The organism is Streptomyces albus subsp. chlorinus (genome assembly GCF_013302895.1).
GTDB classification, from domain to species: Bacteria; Actinomycetota; Actinomycetes; order Streptomycetales; family Streptomycetaceae; genus Streptomyces; species Streptomyces chlorinus.
The window spans coordinates 3,110,671-3,128,895 of the sequence record NZ_VJOK01000001.1; the positions used below are offsets into that span (position 1 = coordinate 3,110,671).

Sequence of the window (18,225 nt, forward strand, 5' to 3'; positions counted from 1 at the left end):
TCGTCTATGCCAGGAGGAGGAAGGCGTCCCAGCCCGATCGCGGGGGCGTGTTGGTGCCGAGGGTGTGCAGGGCGAGCGCGCTGCCGGCAAGGCCGTCCAAGAGTTCGGGGTCGCGCTGCTGGAGGTGGGTGATCTGCTGGCTGAGCCGGGTAGTCAGGCGGGGCAGTTCGGCGGCAAGGACACCGGTGGTCGCGTCGGTGGCCATGCGCCAGGCGGCCTGGAGCAGTCCGGCGGTGCCGTGGCAGAGCCCGGTCTCGGTGAGCATCTCCAGCTGGCCCGGGGCCTGGAGAGTGGTGAGCATGGCGCGCTCGGCGGTCTGCCGGCGGGAGCTATCACCCAGGGCCATGCCCGCGAGTTGCTGTGCTCGGGCGGTGCCGGCGATGCCGTAGCACCACGAGGGCCTCGGTCGCAGTGCCGGATCGACGTGGTGGCGCCGGACCTGGTCGAGGGTGATGAAGCCGGGCCACCAGGGACCGGTGGCATCGTCCTGGCGCCACCGGTCCGTCCAGGCGCAGATCCGTTCTGCGGCTTCGCGCGCACCGGGGACGGCCGGGCCGTCAAGCAGGGACAGGGAGAGCAGGGCGAGTACGGAACCGATGCCGTGAGCCATGCCGAAGTTCCCGTGCCCGCCGGGGTAGTCGGGGCTGACTTCGCCGTTGGGCGCCACGCCGGTCCACCATGCTGGGAGGTCGAGGCTTGGGGAGCGGGGTTCGGTCAGGCGTACCAGGTAGGCGAGGACATCGGTGGTGACCGGGTGGTCTGGGTGACGCTTGAGGTGGTGGGCACCCAGCCCGGCGAGGCCGCGGATCACGTCGAATTCCTTCATCGCCGGGGCCTCGCCGCGCTCGATGCGGGCGTGGGCGTGAGCCAGGCGTCGGCGGGTGACGGAGAGCGTGGCGTCGTCCAGGTTCTTCAGGGCTCGCTGGTAGCGGCTGGAGTCCCCGGCGGCGGCGTTCATGGCGAAGGCCAGGGCCGGGGCTCCCATGTAGAGGCTGGCGTTCGAAGCAGCGGTCAGATCGCTGTGGGCGGCCGATGCCAGCCAGGTGTGCACGGTGTCCCACTCGCCCCGGCCGCAGTGGGCGCGTTCGATGTGGAGCAGGGCGATGCCCGCGGCGCCGCCCGCCAGTGACTGCGGCCACGCCCGACCGGCCGACGGTGCCGTATCCCAGGCGGTGCGCGGGTCGGACAGCTGCGCGGCCAGCGTGTCGGCCAGGGCCAGAGACTGCGGTATCGGCCTCACGAGGTTCTTCCCTCTTTGCTGCGGGCGGTCCAGCTCAGGGCCGCGGCACGGGCCAGGTGTACGCAGCGGCGTTCGGCCTCCATGTCCAGGGCGGCCATGCGGGTGTGGTGCAGGTGCAGCAGTTCCGGCAGCACGACGGTCGCCGTGAGCCCTCCCGCCGTCGCGAGGGCACTGCGGTAGAGGGCCAGCGCGTCGCGCCGCAGCGTCCAGCGGGCCAAGAGCTCCTCGCCCCCTGGCTGTTGGGACAGGTGGGTGCGGTCGTGGAGGTTGGCCAGAGCGATTGCCTGGTCGTACAGGCCGCGGTCCGGCGCCGTGCCGGTGGTCTGGGCGCAGTCGATGAACCACCGCATGGCCTCGCCCGCATCACCGACCAGGCCGATGACCACATCGAGCATGCTGGCCGCGGTCATGGCCCGCCGATCGGGCCCGCCGGTGGCCGCACAGGCGGCCAGTTGCGCGACGGCGGCTTCGGAGTCAGCCGCGAAGTACGCCTCGGCGGCATCCCATGCCTGGGGGCCTCCGAAGCGGGCGGTCTCGGGGAAGTCCGTGTCCCACTGCACCCGGGCCAGCGTCCCCGCCTGACGCAGTCGCTTGGTCCAGGCGCCGACTACCGTGGCTGCGGCCTCGGCCTGGTCGTTTCCGACGGTCAGGCGTAACCGCAAGTGATCCTCGGGGTCGCGGTAGGGCAGGAACCACCACCGCACCCCGCCGCCCCGCAGATCACGCAACCGGTGGAGCAGGTCCGGAAGGTGGCGGGTGAGGATGCCGGCGTGGCGGTCGCGGTGTGCGTAGAGCTTGAGGAAAAAGTGTCCGTCGCAGCCGGGCAGGCGGCCGTGCGCGCGTTCCGACACCGGGGCCGTGTGCAGCCAGTGCGGCATCTTGACGGGGCTGCTGGTGGTGGTGAGGGGGATGACGACTTCGTGGGGGTGGCCGTTGATCCAGCCCGCGTCGGCGGCGGTTTCGGCGCGCAGGACCGCGCTGCCGTGACGCCGCATGTGGGTGTGCAGCAGGGCCCGGTGGGAGGGCTCGTCCAGGTCCAGGCGGAGGCGCTGGTCGCCCTCACCCAGGTAGACGGCGCTCGGCACCCTGATCTGGTCGCGCCAGGCGGACAGAGACCGGTCCCACCGGTCCCAGCCCGTCGTGGGGTCGGCGAGGTCGGCGGTGGTGAGCCGCCAGCGTGCCGGGGTGAGGATCGTGCGTCCGTAACGCAGGGCGGGCCGGAACGGCAGACGTGAGGCCGTGCCCCAGTCGAATGGTGCACGGGACGCTCATGGCGTGAGGGGCTTCGGTAAGGAACCGCACCAGCGGGTGGGTACGGCGGGTGGGCTCCACCGCGTTCATGGTCACGAACTCCAGCGGACAGCGCCGCGAGGTCGATATCAGGTACAGACGGTCGGCGTCCGCGGTGACGGCGATGTCCTCCACGGGCACCAGGTCCGTGCTGCCGCCGTCGTGGCACTCGCCGAGTCGGACGGCGGCGGGCATCATCTGCGCGGTCCGGGAGACGTTCCCGGTGCCCGCATACAGCGGGGGCGCAACGACCTGCACCTTCAGCGCGTTCTCGGTGGCGGTGGATGCCGTCGCGTACACCGCCGCCATTCGATCCCGGTCGCGCCTGTCGAGCAGGCTGAGGAATCTGCCGGTCGTCGTCCCGGCGGACCGCGAGACCCCCACGACCGCCAGCGTGAACTCCCCGGCGGCCAGGGCCCCCACGCTGGGCGCCGCGATGCGCACGGTCACCTCAGTCGTCGGCTGGATGCGTCTCTCCGGCCCGGCCTCAGTGAGGTCGGTGACCATGGCATCGTCCAGCACGGTCTCGCGGCTGCGGCGCAGGGCCGCGTTCTGGGCGAGCGTCAGCAGCTTGGTGTCCCGCTCACTCACAGCTGCCTCGGCCGGGGCGGGTGGACCGCCGAGGAAGCCGGCCGGGTAGTCCAAGCCCGTGCCACTGTCCACGGCATCCAGGAGCGGGACCACGGCGCGCGGGCCGTAGCGCTCCAGGAAGCGGCCGTGCCACGCCACCCAGCTGCGGGAGAGCGCCGAGCGGCCCGAGAGCCGGATAAGCGCAGCAGCCGCCCGCGCAGCCTCGGCCGCCACCGCACGGGGGAGCGTCATCTCGGCGTTCAGGCGCAGATCGAGGGACAGCACCGGCCCGGAGACCGGGTTGAACTCGCGCATCACCGCAGTGGCCTCGGCTCGCTCGGCCTGGGCGGTCGCTGGGTCGGTCGTGATGTTGTGCCGCGTCAGCGCGTGGGCGATCTCGCGCAGCTTCGCCGTCGGCTCGGACGCCGCAGAGGTGTCCTCGGTGCCGAGGACGGTCAGCAGATGGGCGAGCGGGTCCGTCGCCGTGAGCGCCGGGCGGAGATCCGTGACCAGGAAGCGCTGGTCGATCAAGTCCGCCAGGAGCCGGTGGACGGTGGCTGCGGGGACGTGGGGGAAGCCGGTGGCCAGTTTGGCCGCAAGGTCTGCCGTGCGGATAGGGGCGCGGGCCGCGTCCAGTGCCGCCTTGACGGGTGTGGTGAGGCGGACCTGCACGTGCTCCGGGGCACCGCCGCTGCTGCCCGTCGGACGGTGTTCCAGTACCAACGAGCCGTCCCGCTCCACCGCGAGCGGCTGAGCCTGGACGGTGAGGTGCGGCTGGAGCTTGCGGTCGGCTTCCAGTCGTTCGACCATCGCCGTCACCCACGCCGCGTCGGGCCTGGCGATGGCCTGGTGGCGAGTGCCGATGCGGGCTGCCGGCGCACTGGCGATGCGGGTCGGCGCTACTCCGGCGAACAGGCCGAAGGGAGTGGCCCGTCCCGAGGCGCGCAGCACGTAGCGCAGGAGGGCCACGACCACTTTGCGGACGGCCGGTGCGGGAAGCTGCCGCCCCTCGCAGATCTGCTGGACGCGGTGTGCCAGCACCGGGCTGGCCTGCTCCACCGCGGCGGCGAAGCCGGGGATCTGCAAAGTCTGCTCCAGCCACGAACGCCACGGTTCCGGGCCGCCGCCGTCGCCGGTCAGATCGGGCCAGGACTGGATGCGGTGATCCGGTGGCCAGGCCGCCGCCCGCAGAACCGCCCCGTCGATGAACTCGTACACCGGCCACCCCCCTGTCGCCGCGTGGTGTCCGGCCGCGGGTTGCAGCCGGACACCACGGCTCTCCTAATTCGGACGGCCTACGGGCAGGTCTGCTGGCAGGCGGATTCGCAGGTCTGCCCGCAGCCGTCGTCGGTCATCTGGATGAGCCGGTCGGCCTCGGGGCCGGACTCGACGATGGAGACATCCAGGTCCCAGCCGTCGAGCGTCCCTTCCTGGCCCTCTGCTGCCGCGGGGACCATAGCCACCGCTTCCTCGGGGCAGCAGAGCCACGGAGGTTGACGCTGCTGCCGGGCGGAGTCTGGTGGTGCCGTCCCGTCCCGCCCAGGTCACTGCTCTCCGGGCGGGACGGGACGGTGGAACAGCCCGCGTCGTGGCATGCGGGCTGGGCCGCCCTCGGGGGTGCGGGCGGCGCGGCCGGTCCGCCGTCCTTCTCCGCGGTGAACGGACCGGCGTCCGGGGTGTCCTCGGCGGGCGGGGCGTCGAGGGCGACGGCCGCATGCGCCGGTTGTGGGGCTGCCCTGCCACGATGACGCCAAGACCGAAGAGATTCGCCGCGACCAGGACGATGCCGGCGAACATGCCGTCCCCGTCCGGCCCCGGCGACATGGGCAGGCGGTGGCGGGCGCTCATCCGTCCGCCTCTGCGGTGTCGGCCGGTGTGAGCAGCTCGGTCTCGTGGATGAGGGCCTGGCGTTCGGTGCCGTCGGCAAGCCGCGCCCACACCAAGGCGCGGTCCGCGTCCACCCCGGCGTAGCCGCTGCCGAGCTGCACCACGATGCCCTCGAACTCTTCCGGCTTCTCCTTGTCCCGGCGCTCGGGTGGTACGTAGGAGGTGCCGCGTACGCGGTCGCCGACCCGGAAAGGGGCTGTCTCTTGCCAGCTCACGCCGCGCCGCCTCCCACCACTCCCGCGGCAGGGGCGCCGGGGCGCTCCAGATCCAAATAGACCTCGAAGTCCTCGGCGCTCCAGGTCGCCGGGGCGCCGTGTGCGGCGCGGAAGGCGACAGCGTCAGCGGCTATCGGGGCCGTCGCCTCCTCGTCCATGAGGCGCGGGGGCGTCGTTGGTTCGCTGGAGCTGGAGCGCCCAGACATGCTGCCTCCCAGAGTGAGCCGCCAGAGGGGGTGTCTGCCTGCCCTCCCGATAAGGGCGCGGGGGCAGGCAGAACCTTCGTGCCCGTCGGTGTCCAACTTCTGTGATCCGGGGGCTCATTCACCGTGGCCGCAGGCATAGTGGGTCCGCAAGTGAAACCGCACCGAAAATGTCGCTGCGGGGAAAGTGGCACATGCCAGGGCAGGCGCATCGCTGTTTCGACGGGCGCGTGCCGTGCCACACTCCGCACATCGCAGCGGCAGCGGACACAAACGCCGGGGAGGCAAGCGGGTGCCAGCACGAGCCAGACCAACAGCACGGCGCATCGAACTGGGATACGCGCTGCGAGAGTTGCGCAAGCAGGCCGACCTCACCCTGGAAGAGGCAGTCCACGGACTGCCGCTGTCGGACACCAAGCTCTACCGCGTCGAGACCGGCTTGCAGGACCTGCGCAACGCAGGCGACCTGCGCAAACTCCTCACCCGCTACGGCGTGGGCGAGGAAGAGGACATCGAGAGGCTGCTGACGATCCAGCGTGCGGCCTCCAGCCGCGAATGGTGGACCCAGTTCAAAGGCTCGATGCCCTCGGGTATGCCGCGCTTCATCGGCATCGAGTCCGCCGCCGTCGAGATACAGGCGTTCCACCCCGTCGTCGTCCTCGGCCTGCTACAGACCGAGCGCTACGCGCGGGCGCTGTACGAGATCTCCAAGCAGGTCGAGGACACCACCAACGAGTTCATCGACCAGGGCGTGACGCTGCGGATGAAGCGCAAGGAGTACCTCACCCGCGATGAGGAGCCGGGCAAGCTGTGGGCAATCCTCTACGAGCCGGCCCTGCGCTACCTCGTCGGCGGCCCTGATGTGATGCGCGAGCAGTACGACGAGATCACTAGGCTGGCCGCGCTCGACAATGTGACCGTCCAGGTTCTCCCGCACTCCGTTCGCGGGTATGTCGCGGTGAACGACTTCAGCATCCTTCACCTCGGCGACACATTGCCGACCACGATCCAGGTGGACAACGCCTGGGGCGCCTCGTCGGTCTCCGATACTCCGCGCGAGGTCGCAAAGTTCTCGCGGAAGTTCAACGCCCTGGTGGCGTCGTCCCTACCGCCCGAGGACACCCCGAATTTCCTGCACCAACTATCGCGAGAGATCACGGAATGACCACACACACCCGCGCCCTCACAGCCCTCGACCTGGACGGTGTGACCAGCTGGTTCAAGTCCTCCTACAGCAGCGGATCCGGCAACAACTGCGTGGAGATCGCCGACCTGACCCACACCGCCCACCGCGTGGTCGCCATCCGCGACTCGAAGAACCCCGAAGGCCCCATCGTGCTGATCGAACCCGAGCGCTTCGCCGCCCTCGTCGAGGGCGTACGTGGCGGGCGTCTCGCCGCCTAATCCCACCGACTCTGGTACGTGCTGGCCGAGCCGAACGAATCCAGAGTGCTCGGACCGGCCAGCCATCCCAGCTCCCCCACCCGCCTCTGCGGGAACTGCCCAGCGAGGAAGGGCCACCGGGGGAGCTCGCCACCCCACCCGGACGGGAGCGGCACATGTCGCAGGCCGCAGCCAACAAGGTGCTGCGTTCAGGATCGAGTCAGCGATTCGCCATGTAGAGGATGAAAAGTGCGCCGGCTAGGACGCCCCAGGCGAACGCGAAGAGTCGCGCCCTGTGGTCGGGAAGAACCTTCGGTGGCGGTGGAGTCACCGTGGCCTCAATACGGTCCGCCGCACCATTCAGTGCGCTCCCTATCTCCTCGATCCGGCCGAGAGGCTTGTCCCTGCGCTGCATGTTCTCCAAGTCTTGGGCAAGCCGGTCAATGGAACTTAGTCCTTTTTCAAGACGGGATACCAACCCCATCAGATCGTCGGACCCTCGCACGCTGATGGCGTTTTCAAAACGGTTGACAACCAGGCCAAGCTCATCAATATCGAGTTTGCCGGTCACTTTGACAAGGGTGTCCGCGACGTGTGACATCTGGCCAGCGACATCCTCGTTGATGCTCCGACTCGCCTCCGTGAGCAACCCCGCGACATCCTCGTTAATGCTACGGCTTGCACGGGAGATCAACCCTGCCACGTCCTCGTTGATGCTCTGAGCAGCCCGCAAGAGGGTGTCAGCGACATCTTCGTTGATACTACGCGCTGCTAGCGCGAGCAACGTCGCGGTTTCTGAGGAGATCAGCCCCTCCGTCAGAGCCTCTTCAAGCATCTCGGCCAGAGCAGGGGAATCGTCGGAGATCTTCTCCAACAGGGCTTTGGTCTTCTCATCGAGCGCCTCGATGTGGATCTCGCCATGGTTGTCGCCCCCGACGAAAGCGCCGTCACCGTGGTTGTGCTGCTCTGTGACGCGGCGTTCAGGGGAATCATCGATGTCTGTCAACGCTCGTCCTGCCCATCGGCACGGACAGAACCGTAGTTGTCCCCGCCGATGAAGGTGCCTCGCCCGTGGTTGTGCTGTGCTCCGATGTTGACCGTTTTCGTGTCAGTCGGCGTCGAAGAGCTCAGCGCCTCAATATCCTCTCTGGCCTCGGGGTAGGCGGTGAGGAACGCGGTAAGCACACTGCTCCACTGGGCAGTAACCTCAGCTTGGGTAAGCCGATGTTGTTCCAAGCCCTCGGCATGCTCCTCAAGCGCTCGCAGCGCGTCAGACTCTTCGTCCGCTGTCCCGCGGCGGAAGATCGTGGAGATTCGGGCCCGCAAGGCGTCGGCCCGCCCTTGAAGCAGATAGGCGAGAACGTTGCTGGCAGCGCCAGTGGCGATGGCGGTAGCTGCTGCGTCGAGCATGTCTTAGCCCCCCGAAGTCGATGTTGTGCACGGTCCTACACGCATCGTTGATGAGTAGATCGTCCCTCGAAACGGTGGCCCGGCGCCGGTACCTGGCTCAAGTAGCCAAATGCAGAGGGACAGTTGGCCGGATCGCATACTTCTGAGCGGCGCACGCTGCCCGGGCGGGTGATCGGGGTTCCCGGCGTGCAATCGACCCGCCCCCCTGTCCCAATGGCCCACGTTCTCCTGCCGAGTCAGGCTCAAGGGTCGAAGGTGCGGCTGTGCTGTCTCTTGTTGATGCCCTGTCCGGCAGCGACACAGCAGAACGGATTCCGCACACATGAGGACGGGAAGCCCTGCGAACACGTGACAACCACGAAGAGGAGTTTTCCCAGGTCAGACGACCGCGAGCAACGTTTCCGCAGGTCACCGCCTTGATCAGGGAAATCCCCTAAAGCGGGTGTCGCAGGTTCGCATCCTGCCGGGGGCACAGCAAAATGCCTGCTCAGAGGCTTTTCCGTCCATCGGACGGCGGCCCCGACGCATGGCTCGCCGAGGCCGTGCTGTCTGCGGCGGACGCCTTGAGGCCGTCGTCCCGGCCACCGAGTACCGCGACAGACTGCCGGAGTGGCACCACTCCACGTACGACGCGCTGATGTCCCGCGCGAGCGACGTGCACGAGACCGGCATGGCCGCGTCCGACTCCGAAGCGCACATGGCCGGCTCCGAAATCCTCGTCGGGCTCGCTGACGAGCTGATTGCCGTATGGGACGGGAAGCCAGCATGGGGTACGGCGGCACGACGGACGTCGTGGCGTACGCCCAGCGGAACGGTGTGCCCGTCCGGGTGCTGTGGCCGGAGGGCGCCTCACGCTGACGGCACCCAGTGCGGCTCGGCACAGTTGGTCCGGAATGACGGCTCACCGGGCCTTCCCCGGAACCGCCCGAACGTCAAGCGAGGCATCACCACCGCCCGTCTCACCCGCGCCCGGCTCGCCTGGGACGCCTCCGACACCGCCACTGCCACCGCGATGAAGGTCCCTACCGAAGCCGTCGCCCAGCACGCCCGGGTCACACACACGCTGGAGTTCAGGGCCGCGCTGCGCGCCGCCACACCGGGCAGAACCTGGACCGAACACACCGTCACCTGGAGGATGGCCGCATGACCACGGCGCCGACCGTCGAACTGCGGACCTTCACAGTCCGGTCCCCAGGGTGATGCGCCACCCGCTGACCGGCGCCCGTAACCCCCGCCTCCGAACGGGGCAGCCGCTCGTAGGGGACAGCCCACAACAGGCAGTGTCGATCTCCCTCTACGGGCGAACGAGTCGCTGTACGTTCGCGGTATTCCAGGCTTGGGAGGGAAGACGTGAAGTACTGGCTGTTAGCCGCCGAGAACAAGACGTCCGCGTACGAGATGACCCGCGGATCTTCCCAGTCGGCCGGGGGCTGGGATTCGTCGCTTTCAACCGTCACCAGCCTCGATGTTGAGGAGGGCGACGCAGTCCTACTGTGGCGGAGGGGCCGAGGCGGCGGTGTAGTGGCGCTGGGAGAAATCACCAGCACTATCCCTGTGGAGTCCGACACGCTTGGTTGGCCGCTCGCGCGGCTCATAGAGAGGGACGACGAGAGATCGGCTCCCCCTCACGTGAGAGTGCATCTGTACTTCGGCAAGCTCTCGTTCGCCGCCCCTGTCTCGGCCTCGATACTCCGGACTTCGGGCCTTGATCACGTAGTGAAGCGGGCGCGGTCAGCGACTAAGGGGCGCCAGTTGGTAGCACTCAATCTGGCCGCCAAGCGATGGAGAGATTTGATTCAACTCATGGAGGAGATACACGAACCGGATGACATGCCCACAGGTTGGAGCATCCCACCCGGGGCCGTCGTCAAACGGAGCGAACTGCACGATGTTTACGGAGGCAGTCCACGACTCACTGTCGGTTCCAGTGCAAGGACTCCCAACGCATTACTCTTCCTCGATCGCTCCGCCACAGGCGAACTTGCCCCTCGGTGGGATGGCCCTGTGCTGCTTGCTCCCGGACAGTCGCAGTGGACAGATACCATCTCGGACGACAACCTGGCCGCGCTCGCGCACAGGCGGCGCGGTGTCCCGCTGAGGGTCTTCGTCGCGCACCGCAGCGAGAGTCTCTATCTCGGTGAATTCGCGATTGAACCCGAATCACCGGTGGAGCACTGGGTGGATACCGGCAAACGGAATATCCGGCCCTCCTACGCTCGTCGGCCACACGTAGTGGACACTCGAGCACCGCTATTCCGGCTTCGCCAGCTGAACGGCGTGTCGATGCCAACGGACGAGGTAGACCCGTTCCAGAATGCCTCTCGCATGAGCCTTCGGCTGCAACCTGTCGGTAACCAGCCAGCCGCGACCGCCATCCGCAAGCTGCTTACCGTTCTGGAAAGCGAGCCAGCAACCGCCACGTCCCTCGTTGAGCTCGACGAGGCTCAGCTGCTCGCGACTTTGGTTCAACGCGCAAGATGGCAGGCTGATCTGAATGAGCTACGCGCCGCAGTCGCGGACCCCGAAAGCAGCGAAGGCGACCTGCAGAGACTCGTCGAGCGGATGACCTGGATCTTCGGGGGCGAGTTCCTGCCAGGCACGGTCCGCCGCAACATCACCCTGCGAGACCAGCTGGACCTGGCTCTGCTCCGGCCAGACGGCACCCTGCACGGCGTCGAACTCAAGAAGGCCAACATCACGCGACTGGTCACCGGCCAGCGGAACCATCTGATTGTTGGCACAGAGATCAACAAAGCGGTCGGGCAGGCAATGAACTACCTACGCGAGCTGGACGAGAAGCGCCCACAGATCCTAGTGGACTTGGGTATCGATTGCCGACGCGCGTCGATGACGGTAGTGATCGGGCACAGCGGATTCGTGACTACAGGTGCATCGCCCCAAGAGATCGACGAAACCATTCGTACCTTCAACTCGTACCTGACGCGCTTGAGCGTCACTACATACGGCCGCCTAATCGAGAACGCGCAGCGGACAATCAATCTAACGGCCTCAGACGGATAGAGGGCTGCCCCTGTGTCGTAAGAGCCTGAACTCTGGACCGGCCTCACGTGCGTGCGCGATGCGTGACCGGAGATCCGGCACAGCGTCGCGAGCTGGATGGGGTACGAAGCCGCAGGGTGCTAATCAGGCAGAACAGCGCCCTGCGGCAGGGTGTAGCACTGCCTGGCAAGGATTCGGCCTCACTCCGACTGCCCTCAATGTCGGACGCGGAACGGGCCCTCTCCACCTGTTCCAAGCACTCGGAGACGGCTCTCATGGCCCCCTCCAGGATACGGGCGGGCGCAGAGGGTCGGGCAGACTTACCCGGCGAAGCCGCGAGTCACGTGCACCAAGTGACCACTCTGTGAAAGGAAAGGCACTCGTATGACGTATGCGTCATACGAGGTTAGGAAATCTCGGGCGCCATCCGAACTGCCTGAGTCCGACTCTGTCAACGACGACGGCATAGTGTCCCATCCTCAAGGTGAACGCCTCCTCGGAATAGTGCAGGCCCCGCTTCGGCAGATCCGGACGCTTGAGCATCTCCACAACGCTGCGAAGCGACGGCGGGTCTCCGGACTCGATTAGATAGCGCAACGAGGTCGGGTAGATGCCCTGCACGGAAATCGGCCGCAGACAGAGCTGCTGGGGTGTGCCCACGCCCCAGGTCATCTCAATCTCACTTAGCTGGGGCCATCCGCCCGGCAGCTCAGCCACGGCAGTCCCTGACTCCAGTTCGCCACGCACCCTCCCCAACTGGTCTGCGGCAGAGGTGACCCAGCTCTCCACTTTACCTACTTCCCGCCGCGTGACACCGTCGATGGGCCACTTGATTTCGAGGCAGATTCCAAGCTTATTCTTGGTGTCGACAGCTATGACGTCCAGGTCTCCCGCGCGTTTTCCATCAGCACGCAGCACCTTCACACCGCTCCGTGCTGATACCCCCGGAATCGCGGCAAACCAGTCCTCCCACTCTTTTGCCCGTTTCCCCAGGGTGTGACCCACCCGACCGAACCGACTCGCATCTTGAGCCGCCGTTCTCAGCGCAATGACATCAACCGCCCTCGAAGTGATGAGAGGAGGACAAAGGATGATCCTTTCTCCACTCTCGACGAGGGGCGCGGTCCGGGCCGAACGGCCCACCCGATAGGTCAACCGCTCCAGCAGGTCGTCGATATGCGCGGTCGGAACTTCGGGGCACAGCTGGCCCAAGGCATCGACCATCACTTGCCGATCCAGATGAGCAAGCGTGCTCTCCAGTCTCGCGGCAGAGCGAGCCGCAAGTTCACAGAGGTCGGCAAGCCCCATGATGCCGGCCAGGAGAACCGTGGCTTCCCTTATAGTGAGTCCGTTGCCGAGGGCGAAGGGATCGGGCAAATATCCTTCCGGCGCAGACTTCCTCCAGGCATCAATAGACACCATTGCCCGGTCTGCGGACGCCTTCAAAACCTCGAACGGCGGCCCCTCGCGCGACTCGACGGGGCGAGCCCCGGCCCACCTCCGTTCCACCTCGGAGAACGGTGGTAGTCCTCTGGGACGCGCTCGTGATTCCAGATACATGTCGGCTGCCTCAAGGGCCACATCCCAGGCGTGGCGAACTCGAAGATCCCTGCCTCTGCGCCTAACCGAGTAACCTCCCATGCGGATACTGTGTTCTATCTGCTCCCACCGTGAGAACTCGATGGCGGAGGTGAGCACTTCGAAAGCCGCCTCCTCATCACAGTCACCATCACCAAGCGGAAACTGGTGATGCCACTCAATCACGAACTCGAAGAGGGTTTCCCAGGGAACATCAGTCTGTATCCCGGAATCTATCTCCCTGGCCCTGAACTCGGCCGCCTTCCGCAGTAGCGCGTAGATGCGTCCCGCTCCTGCACTCCATGCACGGTGTAGCCGCAGTGCGGACCTCTTTCTGGAAATCTCCTCCAGAAGCTCTTCCACCGGTTTCATCTCTCTCCCCCTCGCCATCCGAGACTCTCGGAATGGCATCGGTCAGATACCTGGACGCCCCGAGCGCAGACCACGGTCTTGGGTCCGCATGTGATCCTCGTACACCAAGCAGTACGACACCAGCAGATTGCCAGCTCCACATGCGCTAGGTCCCCCGCCCCAGGTGACCCTCCACCGGCCATCGGCGCTGGACGGACATTCGGAATCTACTCAGCAAGAGACCGCCAGTTGGCTCTTTACGTAGTTGAAGCTGGTGGAGGCGTGGGGGAGAAAGCGCCCCACCGTGGCCCAGCCACTGTCCGCCGACCAGTTCCTCGCCGTCCTGAAAAGGTCCGGCGTCCGCGTCGTCGGGCACTGCAACCGGCGTACCCGCCAAGGCGCCTGGGCCCGGTCCACTGCATGATGATCCACCATACCGGCCCGTACTCCACCGAAGGCGGCATGGCGGAGCTCTGCCGTACCGGCTACACCTCGTTTCGCCGAAACGGATTCAGCACACATGGGGACGGGAAACCCCATGAACACGTGAGAACTACGGAGGGGTGTTTCCCCAGGCCAGACACCCCACAGCCAACGTTTCGGCAGGTCACAGCCCCACCCCAGGAAATCTCCTAAAGCGGGTGTCGCAGGTTCGAATCCTGCCGGGGGCACAGGGACATACCTGGCATGGGGCCCTTCCGTCCGTCGGACGGGAGGGCCTTCGCAGGCGCAGCACTATCGACCAGGGCGCCCCATGCCTCTCAAGGGACTCGCCCACGCTTTCTCGGCCCGCCTCCTGCGCGGCGTCTGCGGCATCGTCGGTGCCCTCACTGTCTTCGACGACCTCGCCACCTTCCTCGGGCAGACGCTGCCCCTGCCGCTTCCCACTTCCGGGTCGGTGCGGTCCGCGGGCAAGGGAGGCTGCAGGGTGGCGGAAGATGGAGCCCAAGCGTGGCGAGGGGTGGAAGGGCGACAAGACGTGACCGCACCGCACTGTGCCGTCCGCGGGTGACCGCGACGGGGACGGCTGTTGGTGCGGACCTCGGTGGTTGGCGAACGCACGGCCCGCGCTGTCTGAGCGCCAGAAATGAATGAGCCCCCGGGCGGTCACTCCGTACGGGGGCGTGGTTTGGGGGCGGGCCGGGGGGTCGTGGTGGAGGTGTTCGCGGCGGCGGACAGGACGTTCTGGGCCTGGGTGTCGACGAGCCGGGTGAAGATCTGCTGCGCGTAGCCGAAGATGATCGCCCAGGAAATGATCTGGGCCGAGGAGTCCAATGCGGTCAGGCCGGGTACGAAGCCGCCGCGCATGAGGAGGAGACCGAGGACGGCGGTCAGTGCGCCCAAGGGGAGTTTCAACAGGGCGAGGGAGAACGGGACGTTGTAGGGTTCCGCGGTTCCACCGATGCGTCGGATCGTCGCCGCGGCGGCGATTCCCGCGGCCACCAGCCCGACGAATTCGATCACCACATAGTCGGCGGGCGCGGTTGTTGCCGCGAGGCTCGCATCGATGTTCTTCGCCTTCGCCTCCGGTTCGGAACCCGTAGGGCAGACGACGTGGTATTCGGCGGCGCCCGAGGCCCGGTCGGGGGAGAAGCACAGCGGGACGGTGTCGTCGAAGAACCATCCGAAAACCGCCACAAGAACCGCCGCCGTCGCCAGGCCGCCCGCGACCCAGCGCACGATGGTGACGAAACTGCGGACCCGGAGCGTCTTTTGGATGCGGACCTGCCGGGCCACGCTCACGGCGTCCAGGATGGATTCCCGTTCGGCGTCCGTGATGTCCGCGGGGGACCTGGCGATGCGCTCGACGGCCACCCGCCGGGGGTCCTCGACGTGCAGCGCCTCTCTCACCGATGCCAGCACCCCCGGCATCATCGCGGTGATCTCTTCCGGTCCGGAAAGGCGCAGCAGGAGATTGTGCGCGGTGTCCACGTGGATCTGGCCCACCGCGATGTGCGCGGCGGACTTCCTTCGGCCGTGCTCATGGGACAGCACGTCGCGGGCGCTTCTCAGCTCTCCTTTCGCCTTCTCCAGCAGGTCTTTCCGCTCTTTTCCGTGGGTGCGCACCCGGTCTTCGAGAAGGGCCTGGAGTTCGTTCGTCCGCGCGATGAGGACCTGGCGGAGTTCCCATGAACCGTGTTCCGCCGCCGAACAGGACGCGGTCTTCGGCGCGGCGCCGTTCTCCGTGGTGGTGCCTGTGTTCCGTGCCGCGCCCGCGGAGTGCGCAGACTCCGCGGGCGTCGCCGACCGGCCGTGCTTCACGAACTCCGCCGATTTCGCGGATTCCGCGGAACCCGCGGGTTTCGCGGATCCCACCGGTTTCGCGGATCCCGCCGGTTCAGGTCCCGCCGGTTCGGATTCCGCCGGTTCAGAACCCGCGGGCTTCGCGGAGTCGGCACTTTCCTCGCGTTCTTCCGGCCCTTTTGCGCTGTCCTCACTCATGCAGCCGAGTTTTGCGGCCGTTCCGGCGACTCCACGGTCGTGGCCACCGGCTTCAAGCGAAAGAGGTACTGCTTTTGGGCCTGGAGGGCTAGGTGTTTGTGGAGGCCAGCTCCTCGGGGGACAGCGGAAGGATGTCGGGCAGGTGGTGATGCCCCTCGGCGGTGAGGATGAGCGTACGGGGGCGGGGTCCGGGGGTGAGCCAGGAGCGGGTCAGCAAGGCGGTCAGGAGGGCCGCGCCCAGGCGCCCCGCCAGATGATGGCGCTGTTCCGTCCAGTCCAGGCAGAAGCGCAGCAGGGGGCGCCGGGTCGGGCTGGAGGGGCGGGTGGTTCCCGCGAGGTCGACACCGAGGGCCGTGAAGACCTCTTCGGCCCGGGGGCCCAGTGCGTAGGGGTGGTCGCGGAGCTGGGCGGAGAGGGGGTCGCGGGGGCGGCGGCGGGTGTCGGGGATGCCGTCGGTGGGAAGGAGGGCTTCGGCGGTGACCAGGGCGGCGGTCATCTGGACGCCGAGGTCGCCCGCGAGGTGGTCGTAGCAGCTGCGTGCCCGGCGCAGGGCGGCCGCACGGGTGTGGGCGCGCAGGGAGCGGACCGGCCGGGGAGGCGAGAGGGCGGTGAGCGCCTCCAGTGCCGTGGCGACCTGGGGTCCGGAGAGCCGGTAGTAGCGGTGCCTGCCCGACTTCTCCATGGTGACCAGGCCGCCGTCCCGCAGCTTGGCCAGGTGCGCACTGGCAGCCGGCGCCGAGACACCTGCCTCGTCGGCCAGCACCGAGGCGGGCAGGGCCCTGCCGTCGACCAGGGCCATCAGGACCCGGGCGCGGGCGGGGTCCGCGAAGAGGGACGCCGCTGTCGCCGGGTCCGCCTCGCCGCCGCGCTGCTGTTGTGGAGCGGACGGGGTGGGATGGGTGCCGGTTGTCGTCATGGCTCCAGTCTGGGTCGGGGACACTTCGGGCCGCGTGGAAACGTTCGCGGGTGAGGGTGGGGAGCCATGACCTCGGCTCGTTTTCCCAACCGTTCGGGTGGCCACTCCGCCCCTCCTTCCTCTTCGTCTGCCCCAGCCCCTGTCCGGACCCGGACGAGGGACCGGTGGGTGCTGGGGGTGATGTGCACGGGCATGTTCCTGGTGCTGCTCGATGTCACCGTCGTCAATGTCGCGCTCCCGTCGATCGGGCGTTCCCTCGGTGCGGCGTCGTCCGGGACGACGCCGGGACCCGGAACGGGTGCGGGCACAGGGACGGTGCAGTGGGTGGTCGACGCCTACGCGGTGGCCATCGCGGGCCTCCTGCTGGGTGCGGGCGCGATCGGCGACCGGGTGGGACACCGACGGGTCGTCCTGGCCGGGCTCGCGCTGTTCGGTCTCGCCTCCGCCGGGTGCGCCCTCGCGCCCGGCTCCGAGGTCCTGGTGGCCGCACGGGCCGTCCAGGGCACGGGGGCCGCGCTGCTGCTGCCCGGCAGCCTCGCGGTGATCACGGACACCTTCACCGACCCGGCGGCCCGCGCCCGCGCGCTGGGTGTCTGGGCGGGCGTCTCGTCGCTGGCGCTGCCCGCCGGACCGCTGCTCGGCGGCGCGCTGGTCGGGACCGTGGGCTGGCGGATGGTGTTCTGGGTCAACCTGCCCGTCGTGGCCGCTGCACTGGTCGCTGTGGCACGGCTGGTGCCCGGCCGCGGAGGGCGGGCCGGGAACCGGACCGACTGGCTGGGGACGGCCGGCACCGCCCTGCTGCCGGCCGCGGTCGTCTTCGCCGTGATCGACGCCGGGCACCACGGGCCGCGCGCCGTGGGCGCGTGCGCGCTCGCGGTCGCCGTAGTGGCCGGGGCCGGTCTCTCGCGGGCCCAGCGGTGTGCGCCCGCCCCCGTACTGCCGCTCCCTCTGCTGCGCCGTCCCGCCTTCGCGGGGCCGAACATCGCCGCCCTGGTGATGAACGCCGTCGCCAACGGAACGCTCTTCGTGACGACGCTGTACCTGCAGTCCGTGCAGCACCGCTCCCCGCTCGCCGCCGGCGTGGCACTGTTGCCGCTGTTCATCCCGCTCGCCCTCCTCGCACCTGTCGCGGGACGGCTCACCGCCCGCTACGGGCCGCGCGTTCCCATGGTCGCCGGTGCCTGCGCCGCCGCCTGCGGGTGTGCTGCCCTGCTCTTCGTACGGGCCGACAGCGGCATCGCCGTCCTGACACCCGGACTGGCCGGACTCGGTACCGGGGCCGGGCTGTTCACGGCCGCTGTGGTCACCGCCGCCGTCGCCGCCGTGCCCGACGACCGCTCGGGGCTGGCCGGCGGCGTCAACAACGCCGCCCGGCAGACGGGTACGGCCCTCGGCATCGCCGTCTTCGGCGCTGTCGCCGGGTCGCCGGACGACCCGGCGGCCTTCACCGCTGCGCTGCGTCATCTCGGGCTGCTGGGAGCCGTGCTGTGGGCCGCCGTCCTCGCGCTCACCGCCGTGACGGTGCCACGGGGCCGTGAGGCGGCACGGGAAACGTTCCCCGGGGAGACGTCCCCCGGGCAGGACAGCGCCGCCTCTCGGCACGTGCCGGAACAGGAATTTCGGCGCGTGCCGAGACGGGAATGAGGCCACGGCGCCTGGCGCGCTGACGCCGCCTGGCCGGCCAGCGGTCCCCGGTCGGCCAGTGGCCCCCGGCGGGCGGGGGGTACGCGGCGGGCCGGG

General features: G+C 68.3%; 15 protein-coding genes and 2 pseudogenes. 6 read left to right on the forward strand and 11 right to left on the reverse strand.

Features of this window, described 5'->3' with window-relative positions; all coding sequences use genetic code 11:
• Nucleotides 1-4: 4 nt before the first annotated feature.
• The 6 genes and pseudogenes from FM076_RS13870 to FM076_RS13890 all read right to left on the reverse strand — a co-directional run bounded on the left by FM076_RS13870 (nucleotide 5) and on the right by FM076_RS13890 (nucleotide 5,408).
• Nucleotides 5-1,240: a lanthionine synthetase C family protein gene (locus FM076_RS13870; RefSeq protein ID WP_173870746.1), complete on the reverse strand. Its 1,236-nt coding sequence runs from the start codon at nucleotides 1,238-1,240 to the stop codon at nucleotides 5-7.
• On the reverse strand, nucleotides 1,237-2,235 hold the full coding sequence (locus FM076_RS33755) for a thiopeptide-type bacteriocin biosynthesis protein (protein WP_428815153.1): 999 nt from the start codon (nucleotides 2,233-2,235) through the stop codon (nucleotides 1,237-1,239). Before FM076_RS33755 ends, FM076_RS13870 begins: the two co-directional genes overlap by 4 nt.
• 69 nt (nucleotides 2,236-2,304) lie before the next feature.
• A pseudogene (locus FM076_RS33760) lies at nucleotides 2,305-4,318 on the reverse strand (lantibiotic dehydratase family protein); the annotation flags it as partial.
• A 77-nt stretch (nucleotides 4,319-4,395) separates the two neighbouring features.
• Entirely contained in the window at nucleotides 4,396-4,557 is a 162-nt protein-coding gene (locus FM076_RS13880; protein ID WP_173874729.1) for an FxLD family lanthipeptide, read from the reverse strand.
• A 387-nt stretch (nucleotides 4,558-4,944) separates the two neighbouring features.
• The gene (locus FM076_RS13885) at nucleotides 4,945-5,202 is read right to left on the reverse strand and encodes a hypothetical protein (RefSeq protein WP_173870748.1); all 258 of its coding nucleotides are present in this window, start codon (nucleotides 5,200-5,202) and stop codon (nucleotides 4,945-4,947) included.
• Nucleotides 5,199-5,408 carry a hypothetical protein gene (locus FM076_RS13890; RefSeq protein WP_173870750.1) on the reverse strand — a complete coding sequence of 70 codons (210 nt, stop codon included), beginning with the start codon at nucleotides 5,406-5,408 and terminating at the stop codon, nucleotides 5,199-5,201. The genes FM076_RS13885 and FM076_RS13890 overlap by 4 nt, the downstream gene beginning before the upstream one ends.
• A gap of 289 nt (nucleotides 5,409-5,697) precedes the next feature.
• Between FM076_RS13890 and FM076_RS13895 the strand changes: the two genes are divergently transcribed.
• Nucleotides 5,698-6,570: a Scr1 family TA system antitoxin-like transcriptional regulator gene (locus FM076_RS13895; protein ID WP_173870752.1), complete on the forward strand. Its 873-nt coding sequence runs from the start codon at nucleotides 5,698-5,700 to the stop codon at nucleotides 6,568-6,570.
• Nucleotides 6,567-6,809 (forward strand): DUF397 domain-containing protein, encoded by a 243-nt coding sequence (locus tag FM076_RS13900; RefSeq protein ID WP_173870754.1) that lies wholly within the window; start codon nucleotides 6,567-6,569, stop codon nucleotides 6,807-6,809. Before FM076_RS13895 ends, FM076_RS13900 begins: the two co-directional genes overlap by 4 nt.
• A 199-nt stretch (nucleotides 6,810-7,008) precedes the next feature.
• Here the strand turns inward: FM076_RS13900 and FM076_RS13905 are convergent, their stop codons facing one another.
• Both FM076_RS13905 and FM076_RS13910 read right to left on the reverse strand, forming a co-directional pair.
• The gene (locus FM076_RS13905; protein ID WP_173870756.1) at nucleotides 7,009-7,794 is read right to left on the reverse strand and encodes a hypothetical protein; all 786 of its coding nucleotides are present in this window, start codon (nucleotides 7,792-7,794) and stop codon (nucleotides 7,009-7,011) included.
• On the reverse strand, nucleotides 7,791-8,198 hold the full coding sequence (locus FM076_RS13910) for a hypothetical protein (RefSeq protein WP_173870758.1): 408 nt from the start codon (nucleotides 8,196-8,198) through the stop codon (nucleotides 7,791-7,793). The genes FM076_RS13905 and FM076_RS13910 overlap by 4 nt, the downstream gene beginning before the upstream one ends.
• A gap of 515 nt (nucleotides 8,199-8,713) precedes the next feature.
• Here FM076_RS13910 and FM076_RS13915 point away from each other — a divergent pair.
• The 3 genes and pseudogenes from FM076_RS13915 to FM076_RS13920 all read left to right on the forward strand — a co-directional run.
• Nucleotides 8,714-9,056 (forward strand): annotated as a pseudogene (locus FM076_RS13915) (hypothetical protein); the annotation flags it as partial.
• Nucleotides 9,057-9,210: 154 nt separating this feature from the next.
• Entirely contained in the window at nucleotides 9,211-9,345 is a 135-nt protein-coding gene (locus FM076_RS34960; protein ID WP_345945000.1) for a hypothetical protein, read from the forward strand.
• An 857-nt stretch (nucleotides 9,346-10,202) separates the two neighbouring features.
• Nucleotides 10,203-11,219 (forward strand): Shedu anti-phage system protein SduA domain-containing protein, encoded by a 1,017-nt coding sequence (locus tag FM076_RS13920; protein ID WP_173870760.1) that lies wholly within the window; start codon nucleotides 10,203-10,205, stop codon nucleotides 11,217-11,219.
• A 375-nt stretch (nucleotides 11,220-11,594) separates the two neighbouring features.
• On the opposite strand, the gene FM076_RS13925 is transcribed toward FM076_RS13920, so the two are convergent.
• The 3 genes from FM076_RS13925 to FM076_RS13935 form a co-directional block, all read right to left on the reverse strand.
• Entirely contained in the window at nucleotides 11,595-13,148 is a 1,554-nt protein-coding gene (locus tag FM076_RS13925; protein WP_173870762.1) for a hypothetical protein, read from the reverse strand.
• 1,086 nt (nucleotides 13,149-14,234) lie between these two features.
• On the reverse strand, nucleotides 14,235-15,389 hold the full coding sequence (locus FM076_RS13930; RefSeq protein ID WP_173870764.1) for a hypothetical protein: 1,155 nt from the start codon (nucleotides 15,387-15,389) through the stop codon (nucleotides 14,235-14,237).
• 268 nt (nucleotides 15,390-15,657) lie between these two features.
• Nucleotides 15,658-16,485 carry an ArsR/SmtB family transcription factor gene (locus FM076_RS13935; protein WP_173870766.1) on the reverse strand — a complete coding sequence of 276 codons (828 nt, stop codon included), beginning with the start codon at nucleotides 16,483-16,485 and terminating at the stop codon, nucleotides 15,658-15,660.
• A 168-nt stretch (nucleotides 16,486-16,653) separates the two neighbouring features.
• Here FM076_RS13935 and FM076_RS13940 point away from each other — a divergent pair, with 168 nt between their 5' ends.
• Nucleotides 16,654-18,129 (forward strand): MFS transporter, encoded by a 1,476-nt coding sequence (locus FM076_RS13940; protein WP_202034917.1) that lies wholly within the window; start codon nucleotides 16,654-16,656, stop codon nucleotides 18,127-18,129.
• Nucleotides 18,130-18,225: the final 96 nt, after the last annotated feature.

What these genes read in the sequence shown, in the direction of transcription:
- FM076_RS33755 (WP_428815153.1), bottom strand. Translation starts at nt 2,235, where the DNA reads ATGCGGCGTCACGGCAGCGCGGTCCTGCGCGCCGAAACCGCCGCCGAC.
- FM076_RS13880 (WP_173874729.1), bottom strand. Translation starts at nt 4,557, where the DNA reads ATGGTCCCCGCGGCAGCAGAGGGCCAGGAAGGGACGCTCGACGGCTGG.
- FM076_RS13890 (WP_173870750.1), bottom strand. Translation starts at nt 5,408, where the DNA reads ATGTCTGGGCGCTCCAGCTCCAGCGAACCAACGACGCCCCCGCGCCTC.
- FM076_RS13900 (WP_173870754.1), top strand. Translation starts at nt 6,567, where the DNA reads ATGACCACACACACCCGCGCCCTCACAGCCCTCGACCTGGACGGTGTG.
- FM076_RS13910 (WP_173870758.1), bottom strand. Translation starts at nt 8,198, where the DNA reads ATGCTCGACGCAGCAGCTACCGCCATCGCCACTGGCGCTGCCAGCAAC.
- FM076_RS34960 (WP_345945000.1), top strand. Translation starts at nt 9,211, where the DNA reads ATGAAGGTCCCTACCGAAGCCGTCGCCCAGCACGCCCGGGTCACACAC.
- FM076_RS13925 (WP_173870762.1), bottom strand. Translation starts at nt 13,148, where the DNA reads ATGAAACCGGTGGAAGAGCTTCTGGAGGAGATTTCCAGAAAGAGGTCC.
- FM076_RS13935 (WP_173870766.1), bottom strand. Translation starts at nt 16,485, where the DNA reads ATGACGACAACCGGCACCCATCCCACCCCGTCCGCTCCACAACAGCAG.